This is a genomic window from Sheuella amnicola (genome assembly GCF_010499255.1).
In the GTDB taxonomy this organism is placed as follows: Bacteria; Pseudomonadota; Gammaproteobacteria; order Burkholderiales; family Burkholderiaceae_B; genus Zwartia; species Zwartia amnicola.
On sequence record NZ_JAAGRN010000005.1, the window covers coordinates 61610 to 78146 of the forward strand.

The following is a 16537-nucleotide window of genomic DNA, read 5'->3' on the forward strand; positions in this document are numbered from 1 at the left end:
CAGAATAAAATAAAATTCGGCGTGTTAATTGTCCATTTTAACGGACTATGCGATCAGATCGCTCACCCTTTGCCCGTCAAGGTTAATGCAAGCCAGGCTACCGTCAACGGCCCTGCGTTGAACATGCCATGCAACAACATGGCAGATCCGATATTACGCGTCACCCGCATCCAGCCCAATACCAAACCGGTCACCCATTGAGGCAAAACCAGCACTACCATCATCCATCCTTCAATTTCGGTAAAAATGAAGTTTTTAAGATGAATCGCGGCAAACGCGATCGCAACAAGATGAAAAAAATGGCTAAACACTGAGCGGTAATGTCGCAATACGACCCAGGCTCTCAACCCGACTCCCTTAGATTGCACATTTACCCAAAAACTGAGCAATACCGTCAGAACAAGCAAAGAGCTCGCCCACCAGCTTGTACCACTTAGCAAAACGATCACTAACATGGGCACCATCCAGATCGCCTGAATCGGATGCCTGAGTCCATACCTGAACAATAATTCTTCAACGATCGGCGCCCAAACGATAGCCTGTATCCAGGGCAAATTATGCACATCGATCCGATGTTTGGCGCCACTGAGCTCAAACACTGCCAACACCAAAGGCCCCAGAGCTGCGATATTGATCAGCCAAAGCATGGCGGCCCAGGCGAATAACCTCTTCAGGTCGATTGCCGGAACCCAGTCCGCCGCCCATCCGGAAATCGGTGACGGATGCGGTAGCGTTCGCTTCAGAACAGGTTGACGAATGAATCTCAGGCAATCCTTAAGCTCATCCCCAAAACGCATAGGTTTCATGCAGGATTATCGCGATGTAATTGAGCTGTTGCCTTGGCAATATCGCCTGCGATAAACAATGGCATCACCGCCCTGCATCTTGTGATCGCTGCGTCAATTTGCGTCTGCTCTTCGCGGCGAGGTTGATGCAACACAAAATCCGCAACCTCTTGCTGCAAACCCAGAGTACGTGGATGGCCGATGCCAATCCTTAGACGCCAGAAGTTCGGGCTTCCCAAGGCGGATTGAATATCACGCAAGCCATTATGACCCGCGTGGCCACCGCCTTGCTTGACCTTGACAAGTCCCGGCATCAAATCGAGCTCATCATGCAACACCAGAATCGACTCCGGCGCCAACTTATAAAACCGAGCCAAAGCGCCTACGCACTGACCCGATCTATTCATGTAAGTTTGCGGCTTAGCCATTACGATCTGCTCAGACCCGACTCGCGCTTTAGCGACACTACCGAAAAATGCTTTCTCTTGGGCGAAGGTCGCTCGAAAATCGTTCGCAACCTCATCCACCAACCAAAAGCCGGCGTTATGACGCGTACGCTCATAGTCGTTGCCCGGATTCCCCAGACCCACGATCATTTTGATTGGAGTGTTGGATGACATGGTGTGATTAGAAAGCAAAAGCCCCACCAGCGCAAAGCAAGGTGGGGCTATAGTGCGAATCGAACGCTAATCGGCGAACAAGTCACCGATCGCAATCAACTTAAGCTGCAGGAGTTTCTGCTGCGGCCTCATCGTCCTTGGCACCGCCCTTAACAATGGCTGTAACCAATGCAGGGTTAGCATCGCCACCGTGCGAAACATATGTCACGCCCTTGGGCAAAGTGATGTCGGCCAGGTGAATCGAAGCACCGCCAACCAGTTTGGACAAATCGACTTCGATGAACTGGGGCAAGTTCGCAGGCAAGCAAGCGATTTCGAGTTCGTTATGAACATGCGAAATGATGGCTGCGCTCAGTTTCACAGCAGGTGAAATCTCGGCATTCACGAAGTGCAGCGGCACCTTGGTGTGCAATGCTTTGTTTGCATCAACGCGCTGGAAATCAACGTGCATGACGATTTGCTTGTATGGGTGCCACTGCACCGAACGAAGCAGAACTTGATGGCTTTTACCGTCGAGTTGCATATCGAGAATGGATGAGTGGAACTCTTCCTTGCGCAGGGCATGGTAGATTTCGTTGTGATCGAGCTCGATATTGACGGGCTTGTCTTGACCACCGTAAACGATGGCAGGAATCAGGCTCGCACGGCGCAGGCGGCGGCTCGCACTCGATCCCTGAACGCTACGTGAAGTTGCATTGAATTTCATGGAACTACTCCAAAATGGGTTGTTAAACCCGAGTTAAACACCAGTCGAAAACCGACTAGTGGTTTTGCAGGCCACCGCGACCAGTACCCCGCAAATTAGTAACACCGAACCGGCATATGCCGATCCGTCAAAGCATTCATTATTTAATCGACGAACAGAGAGCTGACTGATTCTGCGTTTGAAATACGCAAAATGGTTTCACCCAATAACGCCGCGCACGACAACTGACGAATCTTGCTGCTTGCACGACCGGATTCGGACAGCGGGATCGTATCGGTCACAACAAGCTCATCAAGCTCGGAGCCTTCGATACGCTCTACTGCGCCGCCCGACAAAACGGGATGTGTACAGTAGGCATAGACGGCTCCGGCGCCACGCTCTTTCAACGCTTGCGCCGCCTTGCAAAGTGTTCCGGCTGTATCGACCATGTCATCCATAATCAGACAAGTGCGACCATCCACATCACCAATGATGTTCATGACTTCGGAAACATTGGCGCGAGGACGACGCTTGTCGATAATGGCCAGATCGGCCTCGAGCTGCTTTGCAAGAGCACGGGCTCGTACCACTCCACCGATATCGGGGGACACCACTACCAGGTTGCTCAGATTACGGCGCCAAATATCGCCCAGCAAAATGGGACCTGCATAGATGTTATCAACGGGAATATCGAAAAAGCCCTGAATCTGGTCTGCATGCAAATCCATGGTCAGAACACGGTTAACTCCCGCGACCTGCAACATGTTTGCAACCACCTTGGCTGTGATCGCCACACGCGCCGAGCGTGGACGACGGTCCTGACGGGCATAACCAAAGTAAGGAATAGCAGCGGTGATGCGACCGGCAGACGCTCGGCGCAGCGCATCAACCATCACCATGATTTCCATCAAGTTATCGTTGGTGGGTGCACAGGTCGGCTGCAGAACGAAGACGTCTTTACCGCGAACGTTTTCGTTGATTTCAACCGAAACCTCACCATCCGAAAAACGTCCTACGGACATCTTGCCCAGGGACATATCGAGATGGTTCACCACATCGACGGCCAGCCGGGTATTGGCTGTACCGGTAAAGATCATGAAACTATCGTTGGCCATGGTAGGGGCTTTCGCAGACAGTAGAACCAGATGTGGAACAAAAAAGCTGCTGAACCTCAGTTGTTCAACAGCTTCTACATATTGGGCTGGGGAGGAAGGATTCGAACCTTCGCATGCCGGAATCAAAATCCGGTGCCTTAACCAGCTTGGCGACTCCCCAACTAGCTTTACAACCAATTACGCAACGGGTGTTCCGACAATCCATCGCAGATAAACAACTGCTTGATGGGTGACTGCGCACCTGCCGCTAAATCCTCAGAAAACTCTGAACGCATTTTAGCGAGCGTTTTCTCGTAAGCCAAGGCGGCCTGGTCTTGTTGCAAAAAAACGGCAAACAAACAAGAGCCCGATCCCGTCATACGAACATTCAATCCCGACCGTTGACACCAGTCGAAAGCCTGCCGAACGACAGGGTAGTGTTTGAGAACAACAGGTTGCAGATCGTTATGACCAAACAAACCTTTGCTTCCATCAGCACTACCGATCCCTGAACCTCTGGAAAAGTCCATAATTCTGACGGATTTCGTATCCCTTGTCAAATCAGGATCCTGGAAAATGCCTTGCGTCGGAACCTGCTGCGCAGGCTGAACGACCACAAAATACTGGGATTCAAGATCAATTGCCTGCAAGGCTTCGCCAACCCCTTCAGCAAACGCATTTTGTCCGAAAATGAAAAAAGGGACATCGGCACCAAGTTTCAAACCAATCTGCATCAGCTCGGTTCTGTTCAATTGCGTCTTCCAGAGTTTATTTAACGCAATCAATACGGTCGCAGCATCGCTTGATCCCCCGCCGAGTCCACCGCCGGCGGGTATGCGTTTGCGCACATGAATCTGCGCCCCGAAATGACTTCCCGTTGACTGCTGCAAAAGACGGGCTGCACGCACGACCAGATCATCATCATGTGCCACCCCGGGCATATCGGTCTCTCGTCCGATCACGCCATCGTGCCGCAAATCGATATCTAGGCTATCCGCAAGACTGATCAAGCGGAATGCGGATTGCAGCAGATGATAGCCATCTCCACGTCGACCAATGACATGCAAAAAGAGGTTCAATTTAGCCGGGGCGGGAAGATCGTAAAGCATGATTAGGGATTGTCGATGACCAGACGGATACTGATCGTCTTACTTTGATCCTGGCGATTCATCACCAGCAACAGCGGGCCAAGAGCATCGAAGCGCGATCGCTGCACGCGCCAGCCATGATGTTCAAAGCTTTGCACACGACCTTCGGAATCGCGCGATATCTGTGACATTGCGGCAAGTGACTGCTCATTCATACTCAAGCGAAGCCAATCCCGCAACCCTTGCACGGGGACAGACTGCCCCAACACCAATTCAACCAACGCATCCGGCGTGGCGGCTTGAAGCACCTCTCCATTCGAGCGCGTCAATGTCGCCCCATTCCGATCGACCACTACTCTTGCCAAAACCGACCCGAAGGGGTTGGTTAAATCAAGACTTAACCGCATACCGTTGTCATTCCAGGTAAAACCACCCTGAATCGCCTCGGGATCCTTGCCGAACTGTTCTGCCTTAAGCGCAAAACGTCCCGCCCTGGACAAGTCGGGTCCGGCTATCGTCGTTGAAACCGGCGGCTGCGTGGCGCAACCGGCCACAATGATCGACAGGGCAATCCATAGCAAAAAACGCCAAGCCGGAAACCTCAAATCTTGACTCCCAGCCTTTTGAGCGTTTCAATCAGGGTCGGGTTTTTAGGATCCTTGGAGCTGGCTTCCTTGAAATATTTCAACGCCTGTTCACGATCACCCTGAACCCAATAGACTTCACCGAGATGCGCGCCGATATCGGCTTCAGGTCGAATAGCATACGCCTTGGTCAGATACTCTATGGCGGCTTTCCTGTCGCCCATTCGAAACTTCACCCATCCCAGGCTATCCATGATGAAGGGATCTTTCGGCAAAATCTCATGCGCACGCTGGATCAACTTCAATGCTTCGGGCAAACGCTGATTACGATCGGCTAGTGAATAACCCAACGCATTGTGGGCGTGCGCATGACCGGGATCTAGCGCAATAATTTCGCGCAACAATCGTTCGGCATCCTTAATTTTATTTTGCCGCTCATAGAGCATTGCCAACTCGTACTTGATCTCCACCGAGTCCGGCTGCTTGTTGTCCGCGACACGCAACCGTCTGATCGCCTCGTCAATCCGATTGGCATCGCGCAACACTTGCGCGGCACTCAACACATTAGCCTGGTATTCCTCATCGGTTTCCGGACCGGCGCTATCAATAATAGCTAGCGCATCATCGAATCGATTCTGTTTGAGACGTATAAATGCCTGTCTGATCCTGGCGGGATGTCTTGCCGCGGGATCCTCGATCTGGGATAAATATTTGAATGCATCGTCCAGACGCCCTTGATCCTGAGCGATACGCGCCAACAACGAATAGGCCTCGGCCAACGCAGCGGCAGCATCCGTCGCCCCAGCCGGATTGGCGTTCATTCTCTGCGTCTGAACGCTCACGAATTGCTCAAGCATAGCCTGGGCCTGATCCAATCGCTTGGCTCGATACAGCACCTGGGCTTGCATGTACATCAAATCAAAATCTTCAGGAAACCGTTTGAGCATCGATGCCAGCTCGGCAAGAGCTGCATCGAACTGCTGCTTGTCAGCCAAATAACCTGTCAGCAAAAGGCGTACGCGACGTGCGCCCGGATGTGCGGAAATGAAGTTTCTGGCATCACGTACTGCCTGATCCGCATCCACGCCCAATCCGTATTCAAAAACACGCATGGCGGCATCCTCGGAACGAGGAGAAACTGCAAGGCCAGCCTTGGCTTCAGCCACCGCTCGCTTTTCATCCCCTGCCCCTTGTGCCACATCGGCCAGTGCCAAATGCGCGGCGAGCATGTTTTTAGCCGTGCTTTCATTGATTGCTTGATCAAGAATCACGAGCGCTTCGCGTCGATCGGGCATCCGGCTCAGCACACTCAGCGCATTGGCAATTGCGCCCTTTTTGTCCTGCGCCGCATCGATCTGCTTGCGCAGGGCAGTAGCTAGACCGCTGGTCTGGCCGGCAGCCGCAGCCAAGGCCATTTCGGTCGATGCCGCCTCGGCGTTATCAGGTGCCAGGCGCACCCAAACTCGCGACGCATCTAGCGCGCCGGCCAGATTACCGCCTGCCAGATAAAACTCGAGCGATCGCTTGGCCAGTCGGACATCGCCCACTTCACGCGCCAAATCCAGCATGGTTTTACCGGCCGGCAGAAAAACGCCACGCTGGGCAGAGAATTCTGATGCCAATATCCTGAACATCACACTCGAGGTCATCGTCACTTCAGGAAGCTCGCCCGCCCGAAGATAAATCTCCTCGGACTCCGGAGTTCGAGGCTTGACCTGCAAAGGCGCGTTCTGACTCACGCCCCCGGAAGGACGAATCGAAGGTGCCGTCTGCGCAATACTGGCAGAGGCCCAGAGGCTCGAAATTGCAATCGAACAACTCGCTGCAAATGTTAAAAACAAACCGGATTTTGACAAAGACTTCACGCGACCCGCCTAGTTGGTGGCACAATCAGCTCACTTAGTGTCAGGATGTTAGCACTCACCCATGCCGGAACTACCCGAAGTTGAAACAACTCGCCGTGGAATTGACGCGATTACCACAGGTCACACCCTAAAAAGAATGGTAATCCATGAATTCCGTATGCGCTGGCCTATTCCGACCGACCTTCCCGACCGGGTCAACGGACAAGTGATACGAGCTTGCCGTAGACGGGGTAAGTATCTGTTGATCGACTTCGATCAGGGTACCCAACTGATACACCTGGGAATGTCAGGCTCGCTGCGCAGCGTTGCGCCAGGTTCGTTGTTGCGCAATCATGACCACGTGGAATGGCAATTCGACCACGTCACCCTCAGGCTGCACGACCCCAGACGGTTCGGATCGGTACTGTGGCACGACAATCGAGATGGACCGGTCGAAAAGCATCCCCTGCTCCAAAAGCTTGGCATCGAACCATTCGACCCCAAATTCGATGCCCAATGGCTTCATCGTGGCCTGGCTGGCCGAACAATGTCGATTAAACAGGCATTACTGGCTGGCGATATTGTTGTAGGCGCGGGCAATATCTACGCTTCAGAGAGCTTGTTTCGAGCCAGAATCCACCCAAAAACAAAGGCGGGGCGCATCTCAATCGCACGCTGCGAACGACTGGTTCAAGCTATTCGCAGCACGTTGAACGACGCACTGACATCCGGTGGCAGTACGCTGAGAGACTATGTCGACGCAACCGGTCAACCGGGAGCCTATTTCACGCTGCATGCAGCGGTTTATGAGCGAGACGGCCAGCCCTGCCGCGTCTGCCAGACCTCGATCAAGCGCATTGTGCAGGGACAACGAGCCACATATTTTTGCCCGCACTGCCAAAAAGTCTAATCTTCGATCGATTCCGCCTCGGTCGACGCTACTTTTTTAGTGCCGGCAGCCCATAACGTTGTTCTCTGTAGGCCCAGCTTGGCCACAACACATGCGCGAGTGCCTCTTTCTCTTGTTCGCGATCCGGTTCGATTTGGGTATAAGTATCCGGAGCACGATAGCGACTCGTTCTGCCGGGCTTGCCTGGTTCCAGGACGACTAGCGTTTCTTCATTGCCGTCGCCGCTTTTGAGATAGCCGTAGTTATCGCCAAACTGCATCATGGCGCGTCCGCTAGCATGTCGGGTCAGATCGCGACCGATCATCGGGTGCACAGCATCTACCCCAATCAACGACAACAAAGTCGGCGCCAGATCGATCTGGCTGATAATCTGAGCATCCTTTTTGACCGGAACACCCGGCCCCAAAATCAGGGCGGGAATATGGAAGTGCTTAACCGGAACCAGATTGCCGGATACGCGTGCATCATGATCGGCAACCACCATGAAAATCGTATTGTTCCAGTACGGAGCCTGGCGCGCCTTTTTGAAAAAATCTCCAATTGCCCAATCCGCATAGCGGACCGTGTTGGTAACGGAGGCCGGATCCCCAACCGGCTCAATTCGGCCTTTCGGGTACTCCCACGGCGAATGGTTCGATACTGAAAAGGCCAATGTCAATGTCGGACGATCCCCATCAGAACGCAATAAGCGATCGATCTCGTTAAACATATCTTCATCCGATGCCCCCCAGGATCCGACAAATTTAGGCGACACGAATTTGGGTAAATCGATCACCTCATTAAACCCGTTACCCAGAAAAAAACCTCGCATATTGTCGAAATGCGCTTCACCGCCATAGATAAATCGCGAGACATAGCCCTGGCGCCCAAGTAATTCGGCAAGCGTAAAAAAGCCGGTCTCAGCACGCGGCAACGCCAAGACTGCTTGGGCGGGCGTTGGCAGAAAGCCCGTACTGATGGCTTCAAGTCCGCGTATGGATCGCGTTCCGGTCGCATAGGCGCGTTCGAACCACCAGCCATGCTGACCCAGCGCATCAAGCTCGGGAGTCAACCCTGCCCCACCCAATGCCTTCGAATATTGCGCACCAAGACTTTCCTGCAAGATGATCACAAGATTCAAAGGCTTGTCCCGCCTGATCGTAGCGGTTTGTTCGTGTAGCGTCGGAAAATATGGATCCATCATCTTGTCGGACAATCCGGCTGCCTGACGCACAACATGATTCATCTCTTCGACCGACATCTTGCCGTACATATCGAAGGAAGATTTTTCATTTGTCATCAGATAGGCCGCATTGGTGACGTTCCAAAAACTGTTGACCGCAAGCGTATTGACCATGGCATCGTTGCCAAATGCGACTGTCGAGGCATTGATGGGACGGTGATCTAGTGTGCCGCGTATCGACATCACGCAAAAAGCAATCAACGCCAGGCTAAGTAAAGGGCGCAACCACCAACGCATGGGGCGATCCGCAGGGCCCGCGGCAAACAGCTTGAAACCTACCCACATGCCGATGGCGATCAAAATGATCGCCCCTAAAATGACAAACTTATATCCTTCCCACAACATGCCGAACACTTCTTTCGGATGCCCAAGATACTCGAAATAAAGGCGATTCGGCCTCGAGTCGTATTCAGTGATGAACTGAGGTGTCGAAGCCTCCAGAAGCAAGAGGAGAAACCAGCAGGCTCTGAACCACCAGGCAGTGATCCTTTGCGCAATACCGAAATGTCCAAACCATGGTGAAAGCGCCGCGGGTAAAGCGATCATCATGCCAAGCATGACCAAATCCATGCGCAAACCACCGAACATCACCGGCCATATGCCATCGACAGCTGCTACACGCGGCCACTGCCATGCGACCAAAGCGATGCGCGACAAAGTCAGCAACAACAGCGCAGACCACCAGAACCTCCAGGTTAATCGCCGCACTCGCCCTCCCTGATTTTTAAGCCTGCAAAACCTTGCCTGGATTCATCAATCCCTTTGGATCCAACGCATCTTTGATTCGTTTCATCAACTTAAGTTCAAGCTCGGTCTTGTATCGAGGCAGTTGATCGCGCTTAAGTTGACCGACACCATGCTCGGCGCTAATCGATCCGCCAAAAGCATGCACGCTATCATGAACGAGCTCATAGACTTCATATTGCTTATCCATCAGCCCTTGCTCGGTCATATTGTCCGCCCGGACAACGTTGTAATGCAGATTGCCGTCACCGAGATGTCCGAAAACGACATGATGCACGCCCGGAAACTTGACTTGCAGTGCCGCATTAGTGGTTTCGACAAATTTGGCGATCAATGAAATCGGTATCGACACATCGTGTTTCACGCTCTTACCGATCTCGGCCTCGGCCAGCGGAATGCTTTCTCGCAGATGCCACATTGCCTTGCTTTGGGCAATATTTTCTGCAATTGCGGCATCCATGACCAAACCATCCTCGATCGCTTTACCCAACACTTCTTCAAAGCGTTGCTGTGCATGATCCGCACTTTCACTATCGGACAATTCGAGCAAAGCAAACCAGGCCGAATTTGCCGACTCGCCTTCAAAAGGAAGACGTTGCTGTGGAAACAATCGCACCACGGCCTGAAGCACACTGCCACCCATCACTTCGAACCCTGTCAATGACGCACCGAACCCCGCACGCGCGCGCGAAAGAACCTCGATCGCGTCCTCAAGGGAATTCAGAGCCAGCATGGCGGTACGTTGCGCAACGGGCAAAGGATATAACTTCATCGTTGCGGCGGTAATAATGCCCAGCGTGCCTTCGCTGCCGATATACAGGTCACGCAAGTCGTACCCGGTATTGTCCTTGCGCAGCCCGCGCAATCCATGCCAGATTTCGCCCTCTGCCGTCACCACCTCCAGACCCAAAGTCAGATCGCGCGTGTTGCCGTACCGTAACACTTGAGTGCCACCGGCATTGGTCGACAAATTACCACCGATCGTGCAACTGCCTTCCGCTGCCAAACTAAGCGGAAACAAGCGCCCGGCTTCTCGTGCAGCTTCCTGCAGCGACTGGAGTACGCAGCCGGCCTCGACTGTCATCGTATCGTTGTCGGTATCGATCGAGCGCACTTTATTCATGCGCTGCAAACTCATCACAATCGACTTTCCCGACTCATCGGGCGTGGCTGCGCCACACAAGCTTGTATTTCCACCCTGGGGAACCAAAGGGACATTATGTTGAACACAGAGTCGGACGACTCCGGCAACTTCCTCGGTTGAGCCGGGGCGCACCACGGCCAGCGCACTGCCCTGATAGCGATTTCGCCAATCCACCAGAAATGGGGCTGCCGCCTCCCCGGTCAGCACCTGACCGGCTCCGAGAAAACCCTCTAACTCTTTGATAATACTCATATTTATCCCCGAATATTGAATTGGCTCCGCATCATCGCATCAAAACGCCATCAATCGTATTGACTCTAACGCACAAAAATTGCGGAATTTAATGGGTCAAATTGTAGGATAGAACGTCGGCGCAGGCTTTCCGCAATTCGATTTGGCGAGGATAAGGGTCGGTTTCTGGGATAATGAGGGGAGATTAAAAACATTCTGCCGGAGCCATTCATCTTGACCACGACGCACCCGTTTCCCCATTCTTCGTTCAAGGCCTACGATATCCGGGGCATTGTGCCGACAGCGCTCAATCCGGAATTCGCGCGCGAGCTCGGACGAGGTCTTGCCGCGCGTGCCCGCGCAGCTGGCGTGAGCGCTCTGGTAGTGGGTCGAGACGGACGACTCAGCAGTCCCTCGCTATCTGCATCTCTTCAACAAGGCATTCGAGATGGCGGAGTCGATACGATCGATATTGGTCAAGTGCCCACTCCCCTTGTTTATTTTGCCGCTTACACTCTTAAGACCGGATCCGGAGTCGCCGTCACCGGTAGCCACAATCCTCCCGATTACAACGGGTTCAAAATGATGATGGGCGGTAGCGCTCTATATGGTGATGACATTCTGAAGCTGCGCGATGAAGTCGCAGCCGGAGTCGCTGTCGCAAAAGCACCCGGCCAGGGCAAAGAAGTCGACATCATGACGCCCTATCTGGCAAAAGTTCTGGGTGACATCAAATTAGCTCGTCCAATGAAAATTGCAATCGACTGCGGCAATGGAGTTGCCGGCGCGGTTGCCCCAAAACTTTTCCGTGGCCTGGGCTGCGAGGTGACAGAGTTGTTCTGTGAAGTGGATGGCACATTCCCGAACCACCACCCGGATCCCGCCGAGCCGCACAATCTGGAAGATTTGATTCACTGCGTTCAAACCACCGATTGTGAAATAGGCCTGGCCTTTGATGGTGATGGCGACCGTCTCGGTGTAGTGACCAAATCCGGTCAGATCATATGGCCGGATCGCCAACTGATTCTGTATGCGCGTGACGTGCTTGAGCGCTGCCCGGGCGAAACCATTATCTATGACGTCAAATGCAGTCGGCATGTCGCGGTCGAAATCCGCAAAGCCGGCGGTCAGGCATTGATGTGCCAGACCGGTCATTCCCTGGTCAAAGCCAAGCTTGCCGAAACAGGTGCCCCTCTTGCCGGAGAAATGAGTGGACACATTTTCTTTAAAGAGCGCTGGTTCGGCTTCGATGATGGCTTGTACACGGGCGCACGATTGCTTGAGATTCTCTCCAAGCAACGTGACCCTTCCGCTATTTTGGAGGCCTTGCCTCAGGGTGTCTCGACACCAGAACTCAAACTCGAAATGAAAGAAGGCGAACCGCATGCGCTGATCAAGCGCCTGCAATCGGAAGGCAAATTCGAAGGCGCAACCGAAATCATCAAAATCGATGGCTTGCGTGCCGACTATCCGGATGGGTTTGGCCTGGCTCGCGCATCGAACACGACTCCTGTCGTCGTGCTGCGTTTTGAGGGCGACTCGGATGCAGCTCTTGAACGTATCAAGCAATCGTTCCGAACCCAATTACTTGAGCTCGCGCCGCACGTCACACTTCCCTTCTAACACACGATCGACGAGCCGCAAGATGACCGCATTATCCAATCGCCCCGTATGGAAAACATTTTGCGAAGCGGCTCGGTCCAGCCCGCTGTCATCGGTTGATGTTCGCGTGATCCATGCTGCAGACATCGACGTCGACCTGAGTACGCAAAGACATTCGCCCGCACTCACGGATGCATCGACGGAGTTGCTTGCCCAACAAGGCTTTGAGCAGGCGCGTCGGGATCTGTTTGAAGGCGGCATCGTCAATTGGACGGAGAATCGCCCCGCCTGGCACACTGCTCTACGCGCAAAATCACCACCCGCGGCAGTTGCACAGGACATCCAGCTTGAACAAGCGAGGCTCGCGAGCTTTATCGAAAAAGCAAATTCCCATAATCTCTACCGTTATGTTGTGCACATTGGGATTGGCGGAAGCGACTGGGGTCCGCGACTTGCGGTGGAATCGCTTAAAGGCAGATCCAGCCGACGCACTATTCGATTTGCCTCGAACGTGGATGCGCATGCCATTACCGCGGCCCTGGAGGGGCTCGATCCTCACGACACATTAATCATCGTCTCATCCAAGTCTTTCACCACTACCGAATCCCTTGCCAATGCCGCCTGTGCGATCGACTGGCTACGCGCAAACAAGATCAAGAATCCACTCGATCAATTTGTGGCCGTAACCGCAAACCCCAAAGCCGCCCGTGACTTCGGCATCAGTGATGATCATATTTTCCGTTTCTGGGATTGGGTCGGCGGTCGCTACTCGATATGGTCTTCGATCGGCTTGCCCATCGCCCTCGGACTGGGGCAGGATGCATTGAACGATATGTTGGCCGGCGCTGCGGCCATGGATGAACATTTTCTGACGGCCCCCATCGAGCTCAATGCGCCGGTTCAAATGGCATTAAGTGCAGTTGTGAACTGTAGCGTTCTGGGATACGCGTCACTCGCATTGTGTCCCTATGATGCGCGCTTGCAAAATCTCGTGCCGTGGTTGCAACAACTCGAAATGGAGTCGCTAGGCAAGTCCACCATGCTTGACGGCAACAAACTGGATGTTCCGAGCAGCCCGGTGGTTTGGGGAATGCCCGGGACGGATGGCCAGCATACTTTCTTCCAGTGGCTGCATCAGGAAAGCAAAGGCGCCCCTGTCGATTTTGTTCTGTGTGCCAAACCGGATCACCGGCATAACCGTCACCATCGATTACTAATCGCCAACTGTTTGGCGCAAAGATCGGCACTGCTCGAAGGTAAATCGTTTGAGGAAGCATTGGCTGAAGTTCGGCGCACCGAATCGGATCCGCAACGAGCAGCCATACTGGCAAAACATCGCGTTCACCCCGGCGGGCGTCCTACGACACTGATCGTTCTGCCGCAGTTAAACGCGCGCCATCTTGGCGAGCTTCTTGCTCTTTATGAGCACAAAGTTTTTACCGAAGCGGTCCTTTGGGGCATCAACCCGTTTGATCAATGGGGCGTTGAATTCGGTAAAAAACTTGCCGGCGATATCGAACGCCGGCTCGATGCGTTGGGAAGCGACCCGGATGTCAGCCCATACGATGCATCAACTGCATACTGGGTCAAAAAACTGGCAAGCGGTTGATGCAGGAAAGTTAACGCAAAAACTGCGTATACCAAGGCATGGCAACCTCAAGTCCCTGCACGATGGTGTACAGTGGCTCGTAACCTAATAAGGTTTTCGCCTTGGTAATATCGGCTTGCGAATGCCTGACATCCCCTTCCCTGAAATCCCTATACCGTGGCTCTTTGGCATATTGCACGCCATGTTTGCCGAGCGTGACCGTTAAATACTTATACAGTTCATTCAAGCTGGTACGTGCATTCACGGCCACATTAAAGATCTGGCTTTCGCCATCGGGGTGAGACATTGCGGCCAGAATATTGGCTTGCACAGCATTCTCGACAAAACAGAAATCACGGCTGGTTTCGCCATCGCCATTGACATGAACGTCCTCGTTGCGAATCATCGCCGCAATCCACTTAGGAATCACCGCCGCATACGCACCTTCGGGATCCTGGCGCTTGCCGAACACATTGAAATATCTCAAGCCTACACTTCCGAAACCGTATGTGCGGGCAAAGACATCAGCATAAACCTCGTTCACATACTTGGTGACAGCATAGGGCGACAACGGCTTGCCGATTCGGTCTTCGACCTTTGGCAAACCAGGGTGATCACCATAAGTGGAACTTGAAGCCGCATAAACGAATGAAGCTACTTGCGCATCGCGTGCTGCTGTCAACACATTCAAAAAGCCGGAGATGTTCACTGCATTGGTAGTAATCGGATCCTTAATCGATCGCGGCACCGAACCAAGAGCTGCTTGGTGTAATACAAAATCCACACCGGTTACCGCTTTTTCGCATGTCGCAAGGTCGCGTATATCGCCTTCAATAAACTTGAATCGTTGCCATTGATCCTGAGAAACCGACTCCCGTACCTCATCAAGATTATGCTGATATCCGGTCGAAAAATTATCAAGTCCGATCACGTTCTGCTCAAGCTTGAGCAAGGTCTCGAGAATATTTGATCCGATGAAACCGGCGCAGCCCGTCACCAGCCATGTGCGTGGATTCTTGCGCAATTCGTTTTGTACTTGCTGATAGCGACTGGTCATGTTGCTTCTCCCGACTACAGCCTCAAATCCGATTGTTCGGCAGGCAGGATGTACTTCAAGTCATACAGTACATGCGCAGGCTTACCCAAAGCGCGAATCCCCGCTGCCCCCAGATCCGTAAACTGATGGTGCGCCACCGCCAACACTACCGCATCGTAAATCCCATTCTCGAGGATTTGCACAGGTGTCAGTCCATATTCGAGCTGCGCCTCTTTCAAATCCACCCACGGATCGTAAACATCTACGTCCATATCGTACTCTTTTAATTCGCTGACGATATCGACTACGCGCGTGTTGCGTAAATCCGGGCAGTTTTCCTTGAAGGTCAACCCCATGACTAAAACACGCGCTCCTTTGACGTTAATGCTTTTGCGCGTCATGGCTTTAACGAGTTGAGACACGACATACGACCCCATCGCATCATTCAGGCGTCGACCCGCCAATATGATCTCGGGGTGATAACCGATCGATTGCGCTTTATGCGTCAGGTAATAGGGATCCACTCCGATGCAATGCCCTCCAACCAGGCCGGGGCGAAACGGCAGAAAATTCCATTTGGTGCCAGCCGCCACAAGAACCGCTTCAGTATCGATATTCATCTTGTTGAATATCAAAGCCAACTCATTGATCAGCGCGATGTTGACATCGCGTTGCGTGTTCTCAATAACTTTGGCAGCTTCGGCTACGCGGATACTCGGGGCACGATGCGTGCCGGCGACAATGATCTGCTTATACAAATCATCAATCAACGCGGCAACTTCAGCAGTGGAGCCCGATGTTACTTTTTTAATCGTGCTGACCCGATGCGCCTTGTCCCCCGGATTGATACGCTCCGGACTGTAACCAGCATAAAAATCCCGATTAAAGACAAGCCCGGACATTCGCTCAAGCACCGGTACGCAATCCTCTTCAGTTGCACCGGGATACACCGTGGATTCGTAAATAACAATATCGCCCTTCTTAAGCACCCGGCCAATTGTCTCGCTCGCCTTGATCAATGGAGTCAAATCCGGTTGCTTATAGCGATCAATGGGCGTAGGCACCGTCACGATAAAGACATTCGCTTCACCTAATCTCTCAAGAGATGTTGTGAACTGCAAACCGGTGGCGGACTTCAATTCATCGTCATCCACTTCGAGGGTGTGGTCGTGTCCTTGCTTTAACTCCGCTATACGAGCTTCGTTGATATCAAAACCGATGACGCTGCGTTTCTTGCCGAATTCAACCGCAAGAGGCAGGCCGACGTAGCCCAAGCCGACAATTGCAAGTTTGATGTCGTTTATCTGCAAAATTTTCTCCGACTGCCTGATGCCTATTTGTACCACTAAAAAAAAAAGCC

General features: G+C 52.9%; 14 protein-coding genes and 1 tRNA gene. 3 read left to right on the forward strand and 12 right to left on the reverse strand.

Translation table 11 applies throughout. The features are described 5' to 3' along the window. Positions 1 to 62: 62 nt before the first annotated feature. From G3I67_RS08570 to G3I67_RS08605, 8 genes are all read right to left on the reverse strand, one after another. A complete protein-coding gene (locus G3I67_RS08570) occupies positions 63 to 806 on the reverse strand; it encodes a CPBP family glutamic-type intramembrane protease (protein WP_163654318.1) in 744 nt (247 codons plus the stop codon). Beyond that, positions 803 to 1405 carry an aminoacyl-tRNA hydrolase gene (gene pth / locus G3I67_RS08575; protein WP_163654321.1) on the reverse strand — a complete coding sequence of 201 codons (603 nt, stop codon included), beginning with the start codon at positions 1403 to 1405 and terminating at the stop codon, positions 803 to 805. Before pth ends, G3I67_RS08570 begins: the two co-directional genes overlap by 4 nt. Positions 1406 to 1505: 100 nt before the next feature. Then, positions 1506 to 2111: a 50S ribosomal protein L25/general stress protein Ctc gene (locus tag G3I67_RS08580; RefSeq protein WP_163654323.1), complete on the reverse strand. Its 606-nt coding sequence runs from the start codon at positions 2109 to 2111 to the stop codon at positions 1506 to 1508. 143 nt (positions 2112 to 2254) lie between these two features. Continuing rightward, a complete protein-coding gene (locus G3I67_RS08585) occupies positions 2255 to 3205 on the reverse strand; it encodes a ribose-phosphate pyrophosphokinase (protein WP_163654325.1) in 951 nt (316 codons plus the stop codon). 86 nt (positions 3206 to 3291) lie between these two features. Further along, positions 3292 to 3365, reverse strand: a tRNA-Gln gene (locus tag G3I67_RS08590). 7 nt (positions 3366 to 3372) lie between these two features. Further along, positions 3373 to 4296, reverse strand: coding sequence for a 4-(cytidine 5'-diphospho)-2-C-methyl-D-erythritol kinase (gene ispE, locus G3I67_RS08595; protein WP_163654764.1), 924 nt, complete (start codon positions 4294 to 4296; stop codon positions 3373 to 3375). Then, positions 4296 to 4853, reverse strand: a complete 558-nt coding sequence (locus G3I67_RS08600) for an outer membrane lipoprotein LolB (RefSeq protein WP_163654327.1) — start codon at positions 4851 to 4853, stop codon at positions 4296 to 4298. The genes ispE and G3I67_RS08600 overlap by 1 nt, the downstream gene beginning before the upstream one ends. A gap of 20 nt (positions 4854 to 4873) precedes the next feature. Then, positions 4874 to 6721, reverse strand: coding sequence for a tetratricopeptide repeat protein (locus G3I67_RS08605; protein WP_163654329.1), 1848 nt, complete (start codon positions 6719 to 6721; stop codon positions 4874 to 4876). Positions 6722 to 6782: 61 nt separating this feature from the next. Between G3I67_RS08605 and mutM the strand changes: the two genes are divergently transcribed. Further along, a complete protein-coding gene (gene mutM / locus G3I67_RS08610; RefSeq protein WP_163654331.1) occupies positions 6783 to 7610 on the forward strand; it encodes a bifunctional DNA-formamidopyrimidine glycosylase/DNA-(apurinic or apyrimidinic site) lyase in 828 nt (275 codons plus the stop codon). Between the two features lie 28 nt (positions 7611 to 7638). Here mutM and G3I67_RS08615 read toward each other — a convergent pair whose 3' ends face one another. Together G3I67_RS08615 and G3I67_RS08620 are read right to left on the reverse strand one after the other, a co-directional pair. Then, complete coding sequence (locus G3I67_RS08615; RefSeq protein ID WP_163654333.1) at positions 7639 to 9540, reverse strand: LTA synthase family protein; 1902 nt, start codon at positions 9538 to 9540, stop codon at positions 7639 to 7641. A gap of 16 nt (positions 9541 to 9556) precedes the next feature. Then, positions 9557 to 10972 carry an FAD-binding oxidoreductase gene (locus G3I67_RS08620; RefSeq protein WP_163654335.1) on the reverse strand — a complete coding sequence of 472 codons (1416 nt, stop codon included), beginning with the start codon at positions 10970 to 10972 and terminating at the stop codon, positions 9557 to 9559. A gap of 213 nt (positions 10973 to 11185) precedes the next feature. Between G3I67_RS08620 and G3I67_RS08625 the strand changes: the two genes are divergently transcribed. Together G3I67_RS08625 and pgi are read left to right on the forward strand one after the other, a co-directional pair. Continuing rightward, positions 11186 to 12574 (forward strand): phosphomannomutase/phosphoglucomutase, encoded by a 1389-nt coding sequence (locus G3I67_RS08625; protein WP_163654337.1) that lies wholly within the window; start codon positions 11186 to 11188, stop codon positions 12572 to 12574. Positions 12575 to 12596: 22 nt separating this feature from the next. After that, positions 12597 to 14162 carry a glucose-6-phosphate isomerase gene (gene pgi, locus G3I67_RS08630; RefSeq protein WP_163654339.1) on the forward strand — a complete coding sequence of 522 codons (1566 nt, stop codon included), beginning with the start codon at positions 12597 to 12599 and terminating at the stop codon, positions 14160 to 14162. Positions 14163 to 14172: 10 nt separating this feature from the next. On the opposite strand, the gene G3I67_RS08635 is transcribed toward pgi, so the two are convergent. After that, positions 14173 to 15198 (reverse strand): NAD-dependent epimerase/dehydratase family protein, encoded by a 1026-nt coding sequence (locus G3I67_RS08635; protein WP_163654342.1) that lies wholly within the window; start codon positions 15196 to 15198, stop codon positions 14173 to 14175. Positions 15199 to 15212: 14 nt separating this feature from the next. Continuing rightward, the gene (tviB, locus tag G3I67_RS08640; RefSeq protein ID WP_163654344.1) at positions 15213 to 16487 is read right to left on the reverse strand and encodes a Vi polysaccharide biosynthesis UDP-N-acetylglucosamine C-6 dehydrogenase TviB; all 1275 of its coding nucleotides are present in this window, start codon (positions 16485 to 16487) and stop codon (positions 15213 to 15215) included. Between the last annotated feature and the right edge of the window lie 50 nt (positions 16488 to 16537).

What these genes read in the sequence shown, in the direction of transcription:
- G3I67_RS08570 (WP_163654318.1), bottom strand. Translation starts at nt 806, where the DNA reads ATGAAACCTATGCGTTTTGGGGATGAGCTTAAGGATTGCCTGAGATTC.
- pth (WP_163654321.1), bottom strand. Translation starts at nt 1,405, where the DNA reads ATGTCATCCAACACTCCAATCAAAATGATCGTGGGTCTGGGGAATCCG.
- G3I67_RS08580 (WP_163654323.1), bottom strand. Translation starts at nt 2,111, where the DNA reads ATGAAATTCAATGCAACTTCACGTAGCGTTCAGGGATCGAGTGCGAGC.
- G3I67_RS08585 (WP_163654325.1), bottom strand. Translation starts at nt 3,205, where the DNA reads ATGGCCAACGATAGTTTCATGATCTTTACCGGTACAGCCAATACCCGG.
- mutM (WP_163654331.1), top strand. Translation starts at nt 6,783, where the DNA reads ATGCCGGAACTACCCGAAGTTGAAACAACTCGCCGTGGAATTGACGCG.
- G3I67_RS08620 (WP_163654335.1), bottom strand. Translation starts at nt 10,972, where the DNA reads ATGAGTATTATCAAAGAGTTAGAGGGTTTTCTCGGAGCCGGTCAGGTG.
- pgi (WP_163654339.1), top strand. Translation starts at nt 12,597, where the DNA reads ATGACCGCATTATCCAATCGCCCCGTATGGAAAACATTTTGCGAAGCG.
- G3I67_RS08635 (WP_163654342.1), bottom strand. Translation starts at nt 15,198, where the DNA reads ATGACCAGTCGCTATCAGCAAGTACAAAACGAATTGCGCAAGAATCCA.